11 protein-coding genes are annotated in these 16345 nt (G+C 47.5%); 3 read left to right on the forward strand and 8 right to left on the reverse strand.

The window, feature by feature from the left end; genetic code table 11:
* Positions 1 to 167: 167 nt before the first annotated feature.
* The 6 genes from LQ567_RS07235 to LQ567_RS07260 all read right to left on the reverse strand — a co-directional run bounded on the left by LQ567_RS07235 (position 168) and on the right by LQ567_RS07260 (position 10351).
* Entirely contained in the window at positions 168 to 992 is an 825-nt protein-coding gene (locus LQ567_RS07235) for a metallophosphoesterase family protein (RefSeq protein ID WP_231003649.1), read from the reverse strand.
* Positions 993 to 1096: 104 nt separating this feature from the next.
* Positions 1097 to 2566 carry a hypothetical protein gene (locus tag LQ567_RS07240; protein ID WP_231003650.1) on the reverse strand — a complete coding sequence of 490 codons (1470 nt, stop codon included), beginning with the start codon at positions 2564 to 2566 and terminating at the stop codon, positions 1097 to 1099.
* A 5-nt stretch (positions 2567 to 2571) separates the two neighbouring features.
* Positions 2572 to 5382: a M16 family metallopeptidase gene (locus LQ567_RS07245; RefSeq protein WP_231003652.1), complete on the reverse strand. Its 2811-nt coding sequence runs from the start codon at positions 5380 to 5382 to the stop codon at positions 2572 to 2574.
* Positions 5379 to 5843 carry a hypothetical protein gene (locus LQ567_RS07250; protein ID WP_231003654.1) on the reverse strand — a complete coding sequence of 155 codons (465 nt, stop codon included), beginning with the start codon at positions 5841 to 5843 and terminating at the stop codon, positions 5379 to 5381. The genes LQ567_RS07245 and LQ567_RS07250 overlap by 4 nt, the downstream gene beginning before the upstream one ends.
* Positions 5844 to 5846: 3 nt before the next feature.
* On the reverse strand, positions 5847 to 7283 hold the full coding sequence (locus LQ567_RS07255) for a RagB/SusD family nutrient uptake outer membrane protein (protein WP_231003656.1): 1437 nt from the start codon (positions 7281 to 7283) through the stop codon (positions 5847 to 5849).
* An 11-nt stretch (positions 7284 to 7294) separates the two neighbouring features.
* Entirely contained in the window at positions 7295 to 10351 is a 3057-nt protein-coding gene (locus LQ567_RS07260; RefSeq protein WP_231003657.1) for a SusC/RagA family TonB-linked outer membrane protein, read from the reverse strand.
* Positions 10352 to 10660: 309 nt separating this feature from the next.
* On the opposite strand from LQ567_RS07260, the gene LQ567_RS07265 reads away from it, so the two are divergent.
* Positions 10661 to 12664, forward strand: coding sequence for an FAD-dependent oxidoreductase (locus LQ567_RS07265; protein ID WP_231003659.1), 2004 nt, complete (start codon positions 10661 to 10663; stop codon positions 12662 to 12664).
* Between the two features lie 474 nt (positions 12665 to 13138).
* On the opposite strand, the gene LQ567_RS07270 is transcribed toward LQ567_RS07265, so the two are convergent.
* Both LQ567_RS07270 and LQ567_RS07275 read right to left on the reverse strand, forming a co-directional pair.
* Entirely contained in the window at positions 13139 to 13588 is a 450-nt protein-coding gene (locus LQ567_RS07270) for an SRPBCC family protein (RefSeq protein ID WP_231003661.1), read from the reverse strand.
* A 207-nt stretch (positions 13589 to 13795) separates the two neighbouring features.
* The gene (locus LQ567_RS07275; protein WP_231003663.1) at positions 13796 to 14254 is read right to left on the reverse strand and encodes a hypothetical protein; all 459 of its coding nucleotides are present in this window, start codon (positions 14252 to 14254) and stop codon (positions 13796 to 13798) included.
* Between the two features lie 227 nt (positions 14255 to 14481).
* On the opposite strand from LQ567_RS07275, the gene LQ567_RS07280 reads away from it, so the two are divergent.
* Together LQ567_RS07280 and LQ567_RS07285 are read left to right on the forward strand one after the other, a co-directional pair.
* On the forward strand, positions 14482 to 15540 hold the full coding sequence (locus tag LQ567_RS07280) for a sensor histidine kinase (protein ID WP_231003665.1): 1059 nt from the start codon (positions 14482 to 14484) through the stop codon (positions 15538 to 15540).
* Positions 15537 to 16250 (forward strand): LytR/AlgR family response regulator transcription factor, encoded by a 714-nt coding sequence (locus LQ567_RS07285; RefSeq protein ID WP_231003667.1) that lies wholly within the window; start codon positions 15537 to 15539, stop codon positions 16248 to 16250. The genes LQ567_RS07280 and LQ567_RS07285 overlap by 4 nt, the downstream gene beginning before the upstream one ends.
* Positions 16251 to 16345: the final 95 nt, after the last annotated feature.

A 16345-nucleotide genomic window follows, 5' to 3' on the forward strand; every position in this document is an offset into this window, starting at 1 on the left:
AAGATTAGCGGATGTTACTGCTGCAACTTTTCATAGAAGCGTACATTGGCTATGCAGGGCCGGCAAAAACCGGGATTCATAGCCGGACCTATTGTGTATCGGGCAATCAGCAGACGGGGCATCGCCGTACAGCGTGCACAACGTGTTTGCTCATCGCTGTACCCGGATCAGTTTTCCTCCGGTTCGTTAGAGCTTCCTTTTTTATCGGCCTCCCATTTTATATCGATGTAATCGTATCCTACTTGATCTCCGTCGATATTCACTTTGATAAAGCCCTCCTCCACATCGTGTTGTTTGCCCCGCCACCATTTTCCGGAAACGGAAGGAGCTGTAATCACCATCACCTTACCCAGGATATTGAGTGCCTCAAAATAATGCAGGTGGCCCTGAAGGATCAGCCGGAGATTCTTCCCTTTAAACAGCTGCAGTATCTTATGACTGTCTACGGCGGCGATCTTATCATCATTGGCATTCACGCCCCCGCCATACCACTGGGAGAGTGTGGTAACAAGGGGCACATGGGCGGTAATAGCAATGGGTGTTCGCGGATCTACGGCCTGAAGATCCGATTTTAACCAGCTGAGTTGTACGCTGTCCAGTTTGCCGATATACTTCCGGTCCGGTGTGATATAAATATTATCCAGCACAATAAAATGCCAGCCCTTATGATTAAAGGAGTAATACCGTTTACCAAAATACTTTTCATAAAAAGCCTTCCCGAATACGGGTCCGGTAGTATCTGCCGCACGCTGATATAGTTGAAACACTTCATGATTCCCGATGGCATAGTGCACCGGAGCCTTTATGCGGGCCGCCGCTTTTAAAAAGGCTTCCGTATTTCCTACAGCCTCTTTTTCCGATACCCGGAGTGCATCATAAATATTATCGCCCCCCGAAAGGACAAAATCCGGGTTCAGCCTGTTCAGCGTATCCACCGCCAGCTGAAAGCCCCTGGGGGCGTTGAACTTCTGTGTATAATGCACATCCGACATAAACACAAAGCTGAATTTACCCTGGGCCCGGCCCATGAGTGCAATCGTAAAAATCAATAAAAATAAAAAAACGCACTGTTTAAAAATGAATCCCTTTTGCATTACTATGGTGTGGCCGTAAATTTATAAATAAAAATCCTGAAATCTTTGAGGTAACTGATATACCCATCCCCATTGGGCGCAAAGCTCATATTCAACTCATCACCAACGGCTGTTTCAACAATATGAGGCAGCGACCAGTCCTTGGTATCCTTATCCAGCATCGTAACCGTGGGATAGTTGCTGCTGTTCTTGTAAAACAAAAAGAGTTCATCGGAGGGTGATACCGCCAGATCAAAACCAAATAAATTCCCCGAAGCGCCCGCAATATAACCGCCTACGGGCGTCACGGCCTTTGTAACAACATCATATTTTATTACCCGGTATTTGTAAAGAGCCGTACTGCTGTTATCGGCAAATGCGATATATACGTTACCCTTTTGATCAACTTCCATGTCAAAATCTCTTACGTTGATTGCGGTCGCATTCGGATCCCGCCATTGTTCAACCAGCGTGGTCCAGGTATTATTCTCGTATTTATAAACAGAAACGGAATTAGGCGAACTGGCATTGAGCACACCTACATATACCGCATTATTTACGCGCTTTGCCACGGGTAAGTATCCATACAACGCAGATGACCGCCCCGTAATACTTCCATTCGTTGTCCAGGCATTGTTGTCAAAAACAGATACGCCCAGCGCCCTTCTTGGCAACACATCTGCCGCATCCAGATAACTAAATAAAAACAGTTTAGCATCAGCGTCAAACGTCAATGCGTTAAAAGTAACTTTTGCGGTAGTAACGCCTTTGCGTCCAACCAGCTCCCAGGATGTTCCGTTAGTGTATTTTTTCACCGTATTTGCCTGCGCCACGGTAGCCGTATAATCTACATAAGATGCATAGGGCACGCCGGCATTATCAAATGTAAAATCGATATTCGAAGCGGTCCGTCCATCGGAAATCCTTCCCTGATAAGCCCATGCACCATCCCTAAACGCTACCATTGCTGCGCCCTGTTCTGAAGAGGATGAGCGTTTTTCATAGTACATAATATAGGGTTCTCCCGAAACGGGATTTACTTTCAGATTCATTCCGGAAGCGGAGTCATTATACGTAAAGGGGAATGTTTCCCAGGAAAAATCCTTCGCAATTGCAAATGAATACTTCGCGTTGTTATTACCTGCAGATAAAAAATAATCCACAGGAATCGAAAAATCGTTTTGCGTTTCCCCACTTTTCTGAAGCGCATTATTAACCTTAACAACATTGCCATTGCTTGCAGTAAACCTTGCGATCAGATGGGATTTATCTACAGCTTCAGGCATTCTTATTGTGTTAACGCCTTCCTTAGGATTCGAAAGAATATAATCCTTTAAAATCATTCCCGGATTATCCGCTTCATAAAAGCCAAAGGAAAGCAATTTTACTTCATCCTGTTTTACCCGCTCAAATACGGTAGCCTCCCTGGCACAGGATACCAGTGCTGCAAGAAAACATAAGACGGTTAATTGTTTAAACAGCTTCATCATCATTTCTGTTATTTTGTTTTGCCCTCAGGGAGCAAAACGCCTTTTATAATATTGTTTATATTGAAGTTCTGTGCTACCAATGCGGCCACCTCCGGCATCGTAACCGCAGCAACGGTCTGCTCATAGTGATTGACATGATCAAAATTACCGATCCCGTTAAAAACCGTATTGCGGATTACGGTGCTCCAGAACAGATCCCGCTGCCGGTTCAGCTCCATTTCCTTTAAAAGATTTTGCTTTACATTCTGTAATTCGGTTTCATAATTACCGGGATGCGTCTGTATATCTTTAAGGATCTCCTTTATCCTGCCGGTAATCTGGTCTACATTTTCCGGTAAACAGGCAAAGGCAATGCTGCTGCGGGACAAAGGCGCGGGCACCAGTACCGAAGACGTGTTTACTGAAATGCTGTACACCAATCCCAACTCTTCCCGGATCACCTGTGTAAGCCGCATCTTCAGCACATTGGCCAGGATACCGCTGTATAAATCATAGCGCTCCGGGTCCGGCATCTTTTGAGTATGCTGAAACACCAGCGATACCGTAGCCCGGGCACCACTCCCCCCCCTGCCAACAATTGTTGCGCTGTCCGTGCGCGGATTTCCTCCGGTATACCGGTACGCCAGCCCCGGTGCATTCCTGTTGCCCGGAATCGACGCTATGTATTTTTCAATGTAAGGCTTCAGAAAGTCCAGCGTGGTGTCGCTCATGATCACATAGGTATAACCCGCCGCATTGCCAAAGAACTGGTTGTATACCGGCAGGATACGGCTAAGCTGTACTTCCTTATTAATGGCATCTGCAGTATACTCAGCCGTTACATAATCTTTTCCGTTTACGAGGTATTTTAAACTGTCGGAAAAGATGCGCTCTTTTGTCTTATACTGGTTTTGCGCGGTGCGGGCGGTAATGGCCCGGGTTTGCTGAAACACGGTGCTGTCTACCCGTGCGGCAGTGGAGCGCAGGTAAATGAGCTGGAACAGCGTCTCCACGTCTTCCTGTGCAGCACTACCCACAATGCCCGAGCGGGTCTTTTCAATCAAAAACCGCGCAGAAGCCGTATTGCCCGCAAGGTAATTCGACAATTCATCCCGGTTATAACGGCCTAATCCGCTTAATGCTACCACGCCGGGAGCAAACATCCCGTTCAGGTAATCCTTCTCCGGAAGTGCATAAAGTCCGCCTTTTTTAAAGCCTGTAATATTAACCCGGTTCTTCGCCGCGATCAATGGTTTGAAGATCACCTTTGCGCCATTCGATAGTTCCAGCTCCGTGGCGGCGATGTCCGGCAGGGCCCTTTTACTGACGATGGTTCCCGGCCGCGGCTCCTCGTCCATCAATACATCAATAGAGGAAACGTTCTTGTAATAACGCTCCCGGGGTTCGCTGGTCGCTTCGCTTATGGTTTGTAACAACTCTTTTTGCGAGCCGAATTCCTTTTTTTCATTTGTAGTAAGCAGATAATACCAATTGTATTTTTTTAAAGACGACAATTGTTTTTCCAGCACAATGGAATCGATTTGCGGGGCATATTTTACATACAGACGGTATTCGGTAGCCGGCGTCACAAATGTATTACCTCCGTAAAAATCTGAGTAGAGCTCATTCATGATCGTTTCTGAGCTCTGCGGCGTAGTAGAAACGGCAGCGCGCTGCAATTGTGCGCTATAAATTTTTTTTGCCTTATCAATCTCTGCTTTGGTAAACCCGTACCGCAGGATCTGGTCCAGGTCTGCTGTAAACTTTTGTACGCCCTCCTTCATTTTATCTTTAACAAGGTCTGCACTGCCCAAAAACATACCCGTTGTATTAATAAACCCGGTGACAGATGCACTGCCGTTTTCATAATGCTGTTCGGCAAAAGAGAGTGCGCCAAAACGGGCTTTGATCAACCGGTTGATCAATATGCGCTGCAGATAAACCTCGTAATCCCGTTCTTCTTTTATAGGAGCGGTCCTGGGAAATAGCTGTACCACGCTCAACGTACTTTTTCTCAATGAAGCATCATATACCATCGCGGCTTCTGTGCGGGCATAACTATCGATGGCGTAAGCGGGCAGCGGTAACTTTTTCCGTTTAGGGATGCTTGCGAATTTTTCTTTTATCAACCGCTCTATTGTTGCAGGATCCACATCTCCCGCAACGGCAACAGCCATCAGGTCTGGCCGGTACCACTCCTTATAAAATGCGTCCAGCGCAGCGCGTTTGAAATGCCGGATAACAGCAGTATCACCGATCGTTTTCCGTGCTGCATAACGCGATTTGTTTAACAGTCCCATCAACAATCCGTTGTTGGCCTCCTGTGAGGGCCCTGATCTTGACAGCCATTCCGACAGTACCACTCCGCGCTCCTTTTCGATCTGGACGCTGTCCAGCAACATGCCACCGGCCCAATCCGCCAGGATGGTAATGGTAGAGTCGATCATGCCCGAACCGGTGGTAGGCAGCGTTAATTTGTAAACGGTTTCGTTATAACTGGTATGCGCGTTGAGATCTTTGCCAAATTTTGCGCCCTTCGATTCCAGGAACGCCACCATACTGTTACCGGGAAAATGCCGGGTACCATTAAATGCCATATGTTCCAGGAAATGCGCCAGCCCCAGTTGATCCGTGTTTTCATACACCGAACCCGTTTTTACAAACAACCGGTATACCGCCTCTCCCTTGGGATATGCATTCGGGTAGATATAATAGGTAAGCCCATTGGCCAGCACTCCCTTTTTTAACACCGGGGTTGGTGCTAACGGCTGCGCGCCTATAGTGCCGGCGATGATCACTAAAAAACCGGCCAGTGCAATTTTCAGGTGCTTCAGGATCATGGAATCTTTGTTATCGTAACTATTTTTTGTTTGGCATCCGGCCCGGGAAGTCCCAAATGAATGCCTTTATTGTTGCTCACCAATTCAATCGCCAGCGTATTTTTACGCAAGGTATCCACGGGATTGGGCATCCATTTTATGCGGACCGGCATATCGTAAATGCCGGGTAAAAAGCGTAGTTCATTGCCGGTGTTCAGCAAGGTATAATCCACGCCTTCCACCAGTCCGTTGCCGGCGGTTACCTTGTAGGTAACCACAACCGTATCAAAAAACTGGCGCGAACTCAGGTACACATTATAAGTACCTACGGCATTGGCCTTGTCGCTAACCGTAACCTCCGATGCATCGTTTTCCATAATATGAATAAAGCGGGTATCAAAGGGATGGGTGGCGTCCTTTGAACAGGCTGCAATACCCAATACCATTATACTGATCAAAAACAGCAGCTTTCTTTGTTTCATTGTTTACCTGTTTACTGTTGGGTTTCCGGCCATTCCGGGGTTGGCATCCATTTCCGATTGCGGAATGGGCAACACAAAATAATTACTGGGATAATTGATACTTTTTACAATGGACGCTGTTGTAGCACCCCGTACCAGGTTTTGTTTTCTGCGGGTGATATCAAAGAAATTATGCCCTTCAAAACAAAACTCCTTTGCACGCTCTACGGTTATTGTCCGGTCTAAAACCGTTTTATCCGTTTCAGTAAGGAGGATGCTTTGCGGATCTTTATCCAGCGCCCTGCCGATGATGATCTTCAGATCAGCGGAACAGGCTGCAAGGTTGTTCTTATTCAGATTGGCCTCCGCCCGTACCAGGTACATTTCCGAGGTTCTTAGTACCAGGGGATCATACCGCTCGGTATTCGCATTGTAGTCTACTGCAATAGACCATTTGCGGGTAAACCATTTCCCGGTATTCTGCGGATCTTTTTGAAAAAGATTCAGCCGGATATCAGCGGGATCAAATAATTTCATCAACGTATCGGCCGGAACGTATACCGGGCTTTTCAGGGAATATACCTGGCTGAGATTACCCGACTTGGGCTGCAGATAACCATTCAGCCGGAAGATCGCTTCTTTACCCGGGATCAGGTTGGTAAACATCGCAGCATAATCGGTACCGGTGGCAAGCGCACTATTGTTAATGACCAAGGTAGCATAGTTAATGGCTTCATCCCAGTTACCGGCATAGAGGTATACCCGGGCCAGCAGTGCCTGTACCGCCTTTTTAGATGCAAAATAGGCATCGCCCGATCCGTTGGACCCAAACAGCCGTTCCGCTTCTTTCAGATCTGCGATCACCTGGTCATATACCTGTTTTACCGTAGCTCTTTCCACAGCATCTTCCGGAGCCGGGTTTTTCAGCACCACCGGTACGCCAAGGTGCCCCGCATCACTAGTATAATTATACGGCTGCGCATACGTACGGCAGAGATCAAAATGGGCCAGCGCACGGATAAACAGGGCCTGCGCCTTTACGGTGTCCAGGCTGCTTGTTGCGCCCGGGTTCTTTGCAATGAAGGTGCTGTAATGGTTAATAATATTATTGGCATTGGTGATGCTAATGAAGATATACCGCCAGATATAACCCACCGCACCGATCTCCTGCTCCGGATCCGATATAAAATCATACTGCTCCCCTAACGAACCGGTACCCCGGCTTCTCAGGTCCGTCATATTTCCGGCTACTTCGGGATAGCGATAAAACTGAGACGCATAATAGCTGTATACCGTGGTATAGGTGCCGGCCAGTGCCTTCTTAAAACCCTCCACCGATGAAAACGTTTTTTCTTCGGTTTGCCGGTCTGAGGTATCTACATCAAAATAGTTTTTACAGGAAAAAAGCACCATTATGGCAAACACCAGGAAAAGGCCGTTTTTATATTGCTTTATATTCATTGCTGGTACATTTAAAATGTAAGGTTAACCGATATGAAGAAACTGATCTGCTGCGGATAACCGCTCATCGCCTGCTTAAAAGAATTCCGGTTGGTTTTATCGTAAGGTGTTACCGTAAACAGGTTATTCCCTGCTAGTGTAACCGAAGATTGCTTTATTCCAACAGAACGGAAAAGGCGGTCCGGCAAATTATACGCAAACGCCAGATTCGCCAGACTGAAAAAAGTAGTGTTATACAGATAACGCGTAGAGTTCATAATAGACCTTGTAGAAACACCCCATATGGGCCTGGGGTTTAATGCCAGGTCGCCGGGCTGCCGCCACCGGTCTACCTGGTTTAAGGATTGGTTATCGGTTTCGATATTTAACCCATCCGAGTTGATGTCCCGGCCAAAAGAGCTGAACTGGTAGCCCCCGATGCTATATGTAACCAGGGTATTTAATGACATCCGCTTATACTTAACGCCCATGGACGCCCCACCGAACACTACCGGACTGGCGCTTTTCCCCGGAACCCGGTTATTGATATCATATACGCGGGTAATATTGCCGGCTGCATCATACCAGAGCGGTGCTCCATCCCGGGGGTCCACTCCGGCCCAGCGGATCAGGTAATAGGTATTCAGATCAAAATCTTCACGCCATATAAAATTGCCATTTGTACGATCATTTCCGGAGTACAAACGTAACACCTTGTTTTCGTTATGCGCAGCCCTGAGCTCCAGCCACCATTGTATATCCTTGCTTTTATAAATACTCCAGTTGATGGTGGCTTCAATACCTTTATTCTCCAATTCACCAGTGTTGCTTTGCGCGGATGTGGCCCCTGTAGCCCTTGATACCGGAACATCAATGATCGCCTGGACCGTTTTTTTATTATAGGCCTCTATTAAAAAGTTCAGCCGGTCCCATAACCCCAGCTCTAATTTCAAATTGGTTTGCCTTGCCGTTTCCCAGCGCAACAATGGATTAGGGAGATTGGAAATAATCCCTCCGGGCAGTCCGCCATAGTTATTGTCTGAATTAAAAGAATAAATACCGTAGGCTTCCTGGTTGCTCAACCGTGAATTCCCGGTATTTCCGTAACTGGCTGCCAGGCGCAGGGCGCTGATGAAATTGCTGTTGTTCAGGAAGGCCTCATTCTTTAGATCCCAGGCTACGCCCGCAGATGCGAAATCGCCCCATCTTGCTTGGGATCCAAATGCGGAGCTGCCATCTCTCCGGCCGGTAAGTTGCAAATAATATTTGCGGTCATATCCATATTCCAGCTGACCGATAAACGATGCATCTTTCCTTTCGCGCAGGCTGCTGTCCCGGTAAGTGATCTCCGCAGCGTACTGCACATCCCGCTTGGTATCATCTTGAAAGCCGCCGCCACTGAGCGTGCGCGTATTATAGCGTTGCGATTTCAATTCCACACCAATGATTCCACCAAAGGAGTGCCGGCCGATGACCTTGTTGAAATTTACCCGTTCTATAAAGGTTTTCACCACTGTTTTATTATAATAGGAGCTTGCATAACCTACCGGTGTACCGTTGGTTTCCATTCCGGACCAGTTCGTTCTGGCCTCATAGATCCGTTGTTTTACTTCGGAGAAATCGACGCCGTATTGGGTTGTAGAACTCAACCCCTTTAAGATTCGATAACTCAGCATAAAATTATTGTTGAACACTTTCGCCTTCTGAACATCATCATTTTCCTCACGCTCCGCTAGTGAGTTAAAAAATTTCACCAGCGTATACTGGGGATTACCATCGGCATCCATACCGCTGATTTTCTTGTTGTACAGGCGATAAGACCCATCGTTATTATAGGGAGTAAAAACAGGCAGATTCTTCAGGTAATCAGTGCTGGGGTTGAAGGTATTATTACCATTGAAAGAAGCATTGGTAATCCATTTTATCTCCAATCCCTTCGCTATGGTGTACCCCAGTTTACCAAAAATGGTTTTCCGGTCCTGGGTATTTCCGATGATTGTAGACTTCCCATTATAATATCCTCCAGATGCAAAATAACTCAATCGATTCTTTCCACCCTTTATATTCAGTGCTGCATTATTCACCAGACCGGTTCCGTAAAACACATCCGTCCAATCGGTATTCGTTGTACTGTAACTATTCAGGTCATTGTCGTTATACGGGAAGCTGGCCAGGTCCTTTCCTGCATTCACATAAGATTCCTTAGCTAATTCCATATACTGGGCAGCATTTACGGTTTTGTACAGCGTGCTTTTATTGATCTTTGAAAAGCCGCTTTGGATATTAAAACTCACCTCCGTTTTTCCAACCTTTCCGGATTTAGTGGTAATCAGGATAACGCCGTTGGAAGCATTCGCTCCGTAAATAGCAGCAGCAGATGCATCTTTCAAAACGGTGATGGATTCAATATCTGCGGGGTTCAGGTAAGATAGTGGGGTAACCGATGTCTGAATGCCCGGGATCATATTGGTACGGTCGCCGGTATAGATCGGTACTCCGTCCACGATCCACAGCGGCTCGCGGGAGGCCGTAAAAGATCCGTCGCCGCGGATCCGGATATTCAGCCGCTGTTTGGTACTGGTGGCATCATCCGTATTGGGTGTAACCCGTAAACCCGGTATCTGCCCGTCCAGCAAGGCATCCACCCGGGACATCGGCAGGTCTTTAAGGCGTTCGGCATTGACCTGGTACGCAGACCCGACGATTTCTGATTTTTTCTTTTGTTGCCCGTAGGCCATGATCACCACTTCTTCACCCATCTCATCCCTGGCGGTAAGCATCACCGTTAAAAAGCCGGTAGTATCATACACGAACAATTGCCGGCTGTGATAACCCACGCTGGAAATCACGAGTGCAGCCTCTTTTGTTGTGGAGACATCGATCCGGAAACGCCCGTCCATTCCACTCAAAGCAGTCGATTTACTATTGTTTGCTGTAATTGTAGCGCTTACCAAAGGATCTCCGCTGCCATCGGTCACCACACCTTCAATGATCTTCCTCTGTCCCGATTGGGCCAGCGATACATTGAGTGAGGTCAGGTTCAGGATAAGCAGGAAGGTTAGGAAAACGCGAAAACTCAATTTTACCATTCTGTAAAGCAGTTAATATGCCTGAAATATTATACGTCAATTTCCGCGATAAAGATAGCAAATTTCCGAAATAATCCGCAAAATCACGCAAAATAGCCGGGTGCGTTACCGTCTTGTGACCTAAAGTCCGAAAGGCTCGCATCCTTCAAAACAAGCGGGTACGCCCCCGGCATTTCTTTTTTAAATGTCCTTATGCCACTACTACCAGTTCAAATCTGTATTTTGCACGATATCCAATGCTTCCGGAATATCAGAGCGATTGCACCGGGTCACCCAAAAAACGACTTATCAAGCCATCAAATAATAACCATGCGTATTTTACTCGTCAGCTTTCTTACACTCCTGGTTTCCGCGGTGACCGCGCGGAACACAACCATCCCAAAACATGTAAATATTTGTGTATACGGCGGCACTTCGGCCGGTGTCATTGCCGCTTACAGCGCTGCCAGGCTGGGCAAAACGGTGATCCTGGTTGAGCCGGGTAACCGGCTTGGCGGATTAACCTCCGGCGGACTGGGGTTTACAGATATTGGTAATAAATATGCTATCAGCGGACTGGCACTGGATTTTTACCGGAAAACCGGCGCGCACTATGGCCGGTTTGAACAGTGGATCTTTGAACCTTCGGTTGCAGAGCAATTGTTTAAAAACTATATCAAAGCCGCAGCGGTGCCGGTTGTTTACAATTTCCAGCTGAAAGACGTGAAAAAGAAAAACAATAAGATCACAGGCATCGTTATTGAACCTTCAAACGGAACAAATGGTAAACCGGTATACCTGGAAGCAGATGTATTTATCGACTGCTCTTATGAGGGCGACCTGATGGCAAAGGCAGGCGTATCTTACCGCATCGGGCGGGAAGCCAATTCCGAATACAACGAAACCTACAACGGGGTTCAGCTTATGAACAAGCACCAGTTCCCGGACGGGATTGATCCTTATAAGATACCCGGCAATGCCGCCAGCGGCTTACTTTGGGGCATCAGCGATGCAGCCCTCGCGGCTACGGGTTCGCCAGACCGGAAGGTGCAGGCGTACAACTACAGGATTTGTTTGACAAGTGATCCCGCCAACCGCATTCCCATTACACGTCCAACCGGGTATGATTCCACAAAATTTGAGTTATTGCTCCGTTATATCCAGCAGGGTGCGGTCAACAATATCAGATCCGTTCTGAAGCTGGATCTGATGCCAAACCATAAAACCGATATCAATAATAACGGACCTTTTTCTACCGACATGATCGGCTGGAGCGACGATTTTCCCGAAGCCGGTTACAGCAAACGGAAACAACTGCTGATGGAACTGGAACTGTATAATAAATCCCTGCTGTATTTCCTGGGGCACGACAACCGGGTACCGGCAACCATCCGTGCGCAGATGCTGGAGTGGGGCTACCCCAAAGATGAGTACATAGAGAATCATCACTGGACGCCGCAGGCTTATATCAGGGAATCGCGCCGGATGACCGGCGCCTATGTTATGACCCAACACAACTGCCAGGGCGGGGAAACCGTATCCGATGGAGTGGGTATTGCAGCCTATACCATGGATTCGCATAATTGCCAGCGGATCGTTATTGAAAAAAACGGGATAAAAATGGTTAAAAATGAAGGCGACGTAGAGATCGGCGGGTTTCCGCCCTACCCGATCTCCTACCGATCCATTACACCCCGGGAAAAAGAATGCAGTAACCTGCTGGTACCCGTATGCCTGTCCGCCAGTCATATTGCGTATGGCTCCATCCGGATGGAGCCGGTTTTTATGGTGCTGGCGCAATCGGCAGCAGTTGCCGCCGCCCAGGCCATCCATGAAAACAAACCGGTACAACAGGTTGATGTAACCGCATTACAGGAGCAGCTAAAGAAAGATCCCCTGCTGGACGGGACACCTCCGGATATTATCGTGGATGATGCAGATACCCGGCAGGTGCAGTTCTCGGGAGACTGGAAACGGCAAACGCAACGGAGTTACGGACCTTCCATGATGCTGACAACATCGCCGGCGGCAACCGCAACCTTCAAGCTTCCAATTACTGCTGCGGGCAGTTATGACATTTATATGTACCTGCCCCGGGTTGACAATGCTGCAAAGGAAATCAAGATCACCGTTTTTGATGGCACCCAAACAAGCGATCGCCTGGTACATACAGAAGCAGTAAAAGTGTTGGGACAAACATCCGGAGAATGGCATTTCATTGGAAACTATCAGCTGAAAAACGGTCAACAGCCCTTTTTACAACTCGCTGCCGGTGGTAGCAACGGTGCCGTTGCCGCAGATGCCCTGCTCCTACAGCAAAAACGGGCACGGTAGAAACGGACACGGCGAAGCGTACAAAGAATACCGCGTGTTCAAGCTGTTTTATCCAGTCCAAATCACTCGGATAAATCATGCACGGGTACCTGCGAAAAGTGCTGCACGGATCGGCAGGAAAATATAGCCGCAGATACGCAGATTATAAAGCGTCAGTCCAAATACTTCGGATAAATCATGCACCGGTATCAGCGAAAGGCTCTGCACGGATCAGCAGAGAAATATAGCCACAGATGCGCAGATTATAAAGCGCCCGCCAAACGCCTTAGGATAAATCATGCACGGGTACCTGCGAAAAGTGCTGCACGGATCGGCAGGAAAATATAGCCGCAGATGCACAGATTATAAGGCGCCGGCTCAAACTATTCAGATAAATCGTTCACGGGAATCAAAAAAAAATCCGCGCAATCAGCGGGAAAAACAGCCGCAGACAACGCAGATCTCATACCGGTTTGCCTATTTCAATCCGAACCGTTAGGCATCCGGAATTTCTGGTTCAACCAGCTTTGCCAGTTTTTCCAGGGATTCCTGCCAGCCCAGGTAACACATTTCAACAGGGATTACGTCTGGTATACCCTCCTGCTCTACCTTCAACTCGGTTCCCGCAACTGTTTTTTTAAGCCAAACCGTGGTGGTCATGGTACCCGGCAGGTTTGGATCGTCGAACCGGTCTGTATACTTCAGGAATGTATTGGGCTCCAGTGCCACATACTCACCCCCAAATGAATGACTGTTGCCCGTTGAGAAATTCTGGAACGACATTTTATAGGTCCCGCCTACTTTGGCATCCAGTTCGTGTACCGTACAAAGAAAACCATACGGAGGCAGCCAGGAGGCAATTGCCAGCGCATCGGTAAAAGCGCGGTATACTTTTTCGGGAGATGTCTTAAGCATCCGGTGTAATGAAACTTTGTTGTTTGACATAAAAATTATTTTATTAACTCCTACTCTTCTGGCTTTTCGGTTCCGCCCGTTTTTATGTGGGTGCTGCTCCACCGGTCCGGCTGATCCTGTACATCAACCATTCCACAACAAAGTTGGCTGTAAAATCTGGTTTTTAAAGAGGCCGTATGCGACAAACTACCGGGCTTTTTACGAAGTCTGCACCGATAACAGTCCCTGCGAGGCCTTCTACTTAAAATGCAGAAAGGCCAGGGCTTCTTCCCCGGAAAGTTCCTGTGCCGTATAACACAGGCTCAGCTCCTGCCGCAGGTGTGTGCGCTCCAACTGCTGCAGTTCTTTTACCGGAATCGTCATACCCTGGTCGGAACCGGTGGCATTCGGGAAATTCCATTTCTTTAACAGGCGCCCTTTTTCATCTTTCACCGCAATACTCCGCCCCGTACCGGTATTGGGCGTATGGCAGTGCCGGTAATAAATACGCAGCGCGTCATTTTCACCGGTCTTGTTTAACTGCAGCTTTCGCAAGCTCAACGGCTGATTCACCGACTGCTTCAAAAGCAGCTTGTTGTTCAGATAAATTTCATAACTGTCGAGCCCCAGCTTCGTGGTAAAACTCGATACGATAAAACAGCATACGACCAGCGTAAATAATTTAAGCAACGGCCGGTTAAATGTAGTAGATTGCATTGTAGAATGTTTTAATTAAAAAATAGGATTTGAATATGCTGAATACAATATTAGCCGGAAGATGAACGGATCAAAAAAATAATAGAGCAGCGTTCAAATTAATCGATCAAAAGAAGATGCAACATCCCATTCTTTTTATGTGCTGATTTCCTCTACGATTGATGCCGTTGGTCGATATAATTTTGCAGGTACGGCTGCTTTGATTTTTTTTACACAACAACTGATCCATGCGCCTGCGGAACAAAAGCATATCACTGCCGTTTTCAAAGCGGCCTGTACCAGTCAGCCACTTACTGGCGCAGGGCGCCTATTGGCTGTTGGTAACGGGGTTTTTCCTTTATGAAAAAAGGTATCTTATTTACAAGGCCAGTCTGCCCTATTTCTTTGCCTGTGTTTCTGTGCGCATTCTCTTACTGATCGGAATCGCCTATCTCAACCTGCACTACTTTTTACCGCGATACCTCCTAACGAAACGTTACGGCATGTATAGCTTTGTGCTGCTGGTGTCTGTAGCCGGCTATCTTATCGTGCAAAGCCTGTTTGATTATGTGCTGTACGGGTACGTGATCGGGCCGATGCGTAACAGCAACCTAATGGAAGCCCTATCATACAATTTCTTCAGTACCCTTTGGTACCTGGCGTTGATGCTGGCACTGAAACTCAGCATCGACTGGTATGGCCAGCAGCTGCTTATTCAACGGATCACGGTAGAAAAACTGAATGCAGAAGTGGAATTCCTGCGGGCGCAGGTAAACCCGCATTTTCTTTTCAATGCACTCAATAACCTGTATGCACTTACGTTAAAAAAATCAGACGAAGCCCCCGGGATCGTACTCAAGCTTTCGGAACTGATGGAATACATGCTCTATGAAAGCAATGAAGCATACATCCCTTTGGAAAAAGAGCTGGAGTATCTGCAAAACTATATGGCGCTGGAACGGTTGCGTATCAATCATCAGGCAGATATCCGCATTACTGTTGATGGCGTTACGGATTCCTGTATGATTCCTCCGTTCCTGATCCTGCCCCTCCTGGAAAACGCCATCAAACACGGGCTGGGCACTATTAACAGTCATGCCTTTCTGCACCTGCATATCCGGGCCGGCACCACATTGGAAGTGCAGCTGGCCAATAGCAGGTCTTATACTGCTCCTGCAGAACAGAAAGGAGGCATCGGCCTGCAGAACCTGAGAAAAAGACTGGAATTGTTATACCCGGAACGTTATGTGCTGCAAACAGAAGAACAACCGGGTACGTATATGGTTTCCTTAAAGATCCTGTTATGAACCTGAGTTGCGTTATTGTAGACGATGAGCCCCTGGCCCGGGAAATATTAGCGGGTTTTATAACCCCCTTGCCCTGGGTAACGCTTGCCGGTACCTTTGGTAATGCATTTGAGGCCCTGAGCTTTTTAAACACGCATCCGGTTGATGCGCTGTTCCTGGATATCGAAATGCCGGAGATCAGCGGACTCGCTTTGTTACGCAGTTTGCCACAGCCACCGATAACGGTGTTTACCACCGCTTTTCGTGATTATGCTTTTGAAGGCTTTGAACTGGGTGTGATCGATTTTCTGTTAAAGCCAATTGCACAGCAGCGATTCAATCACGCGCTGGAAAAAATTGCCGACTTTCTTTCTTTACAAAAAAAAGAAGCTGGCGTTGAACGGAGCCAGGAACACGGGGAATCGATCTTTGTAAAAAGCGGGGTTGAAAAAATAAAATTACAGTTGACCGATATTCTGTTTATCCAGGGGTTAAAAGACTATGCGATTATTCATTCAACCGCAGGCAAAACCGTTGTAAAAGGATCGGTAAAGTCTATGCAGGAATTGTTTCCCGGGCCTGCTTTTATACGGGTGCATAAATCCTTTATTGTGGCCAAAAGCCGGATACAACGCATTGCCAGGAACCGCATCCTGATGGGCGAACACGCGATTCCGATCGGGAGGGTATACCGGGACGAACTGGCCAAACAGATACCTGGTTTTTCATAAGAGCAACACTTTACACATTGCACGGTTCGGCTGCAGCTGATGCATGAAAAAGAAGGGATCCAGGGCTGGCGAACAACCTTTTCTTTCCGGGAATG

Source organism: Niabella pedocola (assembly GCF_021044425.1).
In the GTDB taxonomy this organism is placed as follows: Bacteria; Bacteroidota; Bacteroidia; order Chitinophagales; family Chitinophagaceae; genus Niabella; species Niabella pedocola.

Bases quoted from the DNA above. Each gene is read 5' to 3' on its own strand.
- LQ567_RS07235 (WP_231003649.1), bottom strand. From the start codon at position 992: ATGTCGGATGTGCATTATACACAGAAGTTCAACGCCCCCAGGGGCTTT.
- LQ567_RS07240 (WP_231003650.1), bottom strand. From the start codon at position 2,566: ATGATGATGAAGCTGTTTAAACAATTAACCGTCTTATGTTTTCTTGCA.
- LQ567_RS07245 (WP_231003652.1), bottom strand. From the start codon at position 5,382: ATGATCCTGAAGCACCTGAAAATTGCACTGGCCGGTTTTTTAGTGATC.
- LQ567_RS07250 (WP_231003654.1), bottom strand. From the start codon at position 5,843: ATGAAACAAAGAAAGCTGCTGTTTTTGATCAGTATAATGGTATTGGGT.
- LQ567_RS07255 (WP_231003656.1), bottom strand. From the start codon at position 7,283: ATGAATATAAAGCAATATAAAAACGGCCTTTTCCTGGTGTTTGCCATA.
- LQ567_RS07260 (WP_231003657.1), bottom strand. From the start codon at position 10,351: ATGGTAAAATTGAGTTTTCGCGTTTTCCTAACCTTCCTGCTTATCCTG.
- LQ567_RS07265 (WP_231003659.1), top strand. From the start codon at position 10,661: ATGCGTATTTTACTCGTCAGCTTTCTTACACTCCTGGTTTCCGCGGTG.
- LQ567_RS07270 (WP_231003661.1), bottom strand. From the start codon at position 13,588: ATGTCAAACAACAAAGTTTCATTACACCGGATGCTTAAGACATCTCCC.
- LQ567_RS07275 (WP_231003663.1), bottom strand. From the start codon at position 14,254: ATGCAATCTACTACATTTAACCGGCCGTTGCTTAAATTATTTACGCTG.
- LQ567_RS07280 (WP_231003665.1), top strand. From the start codon at position 14,482: ATGCGCCTGCGGAACAAAAGCATATCACTGCCGTTTTCAAAGCGGCCT.
- LQ567_RS07285 (WP_231003667.1), top strand. From the start codon at position 15,537: ATGAACCTGAGTTGCGTTATTGTAGACGATGAGCCCCTGGCCCGGGAA.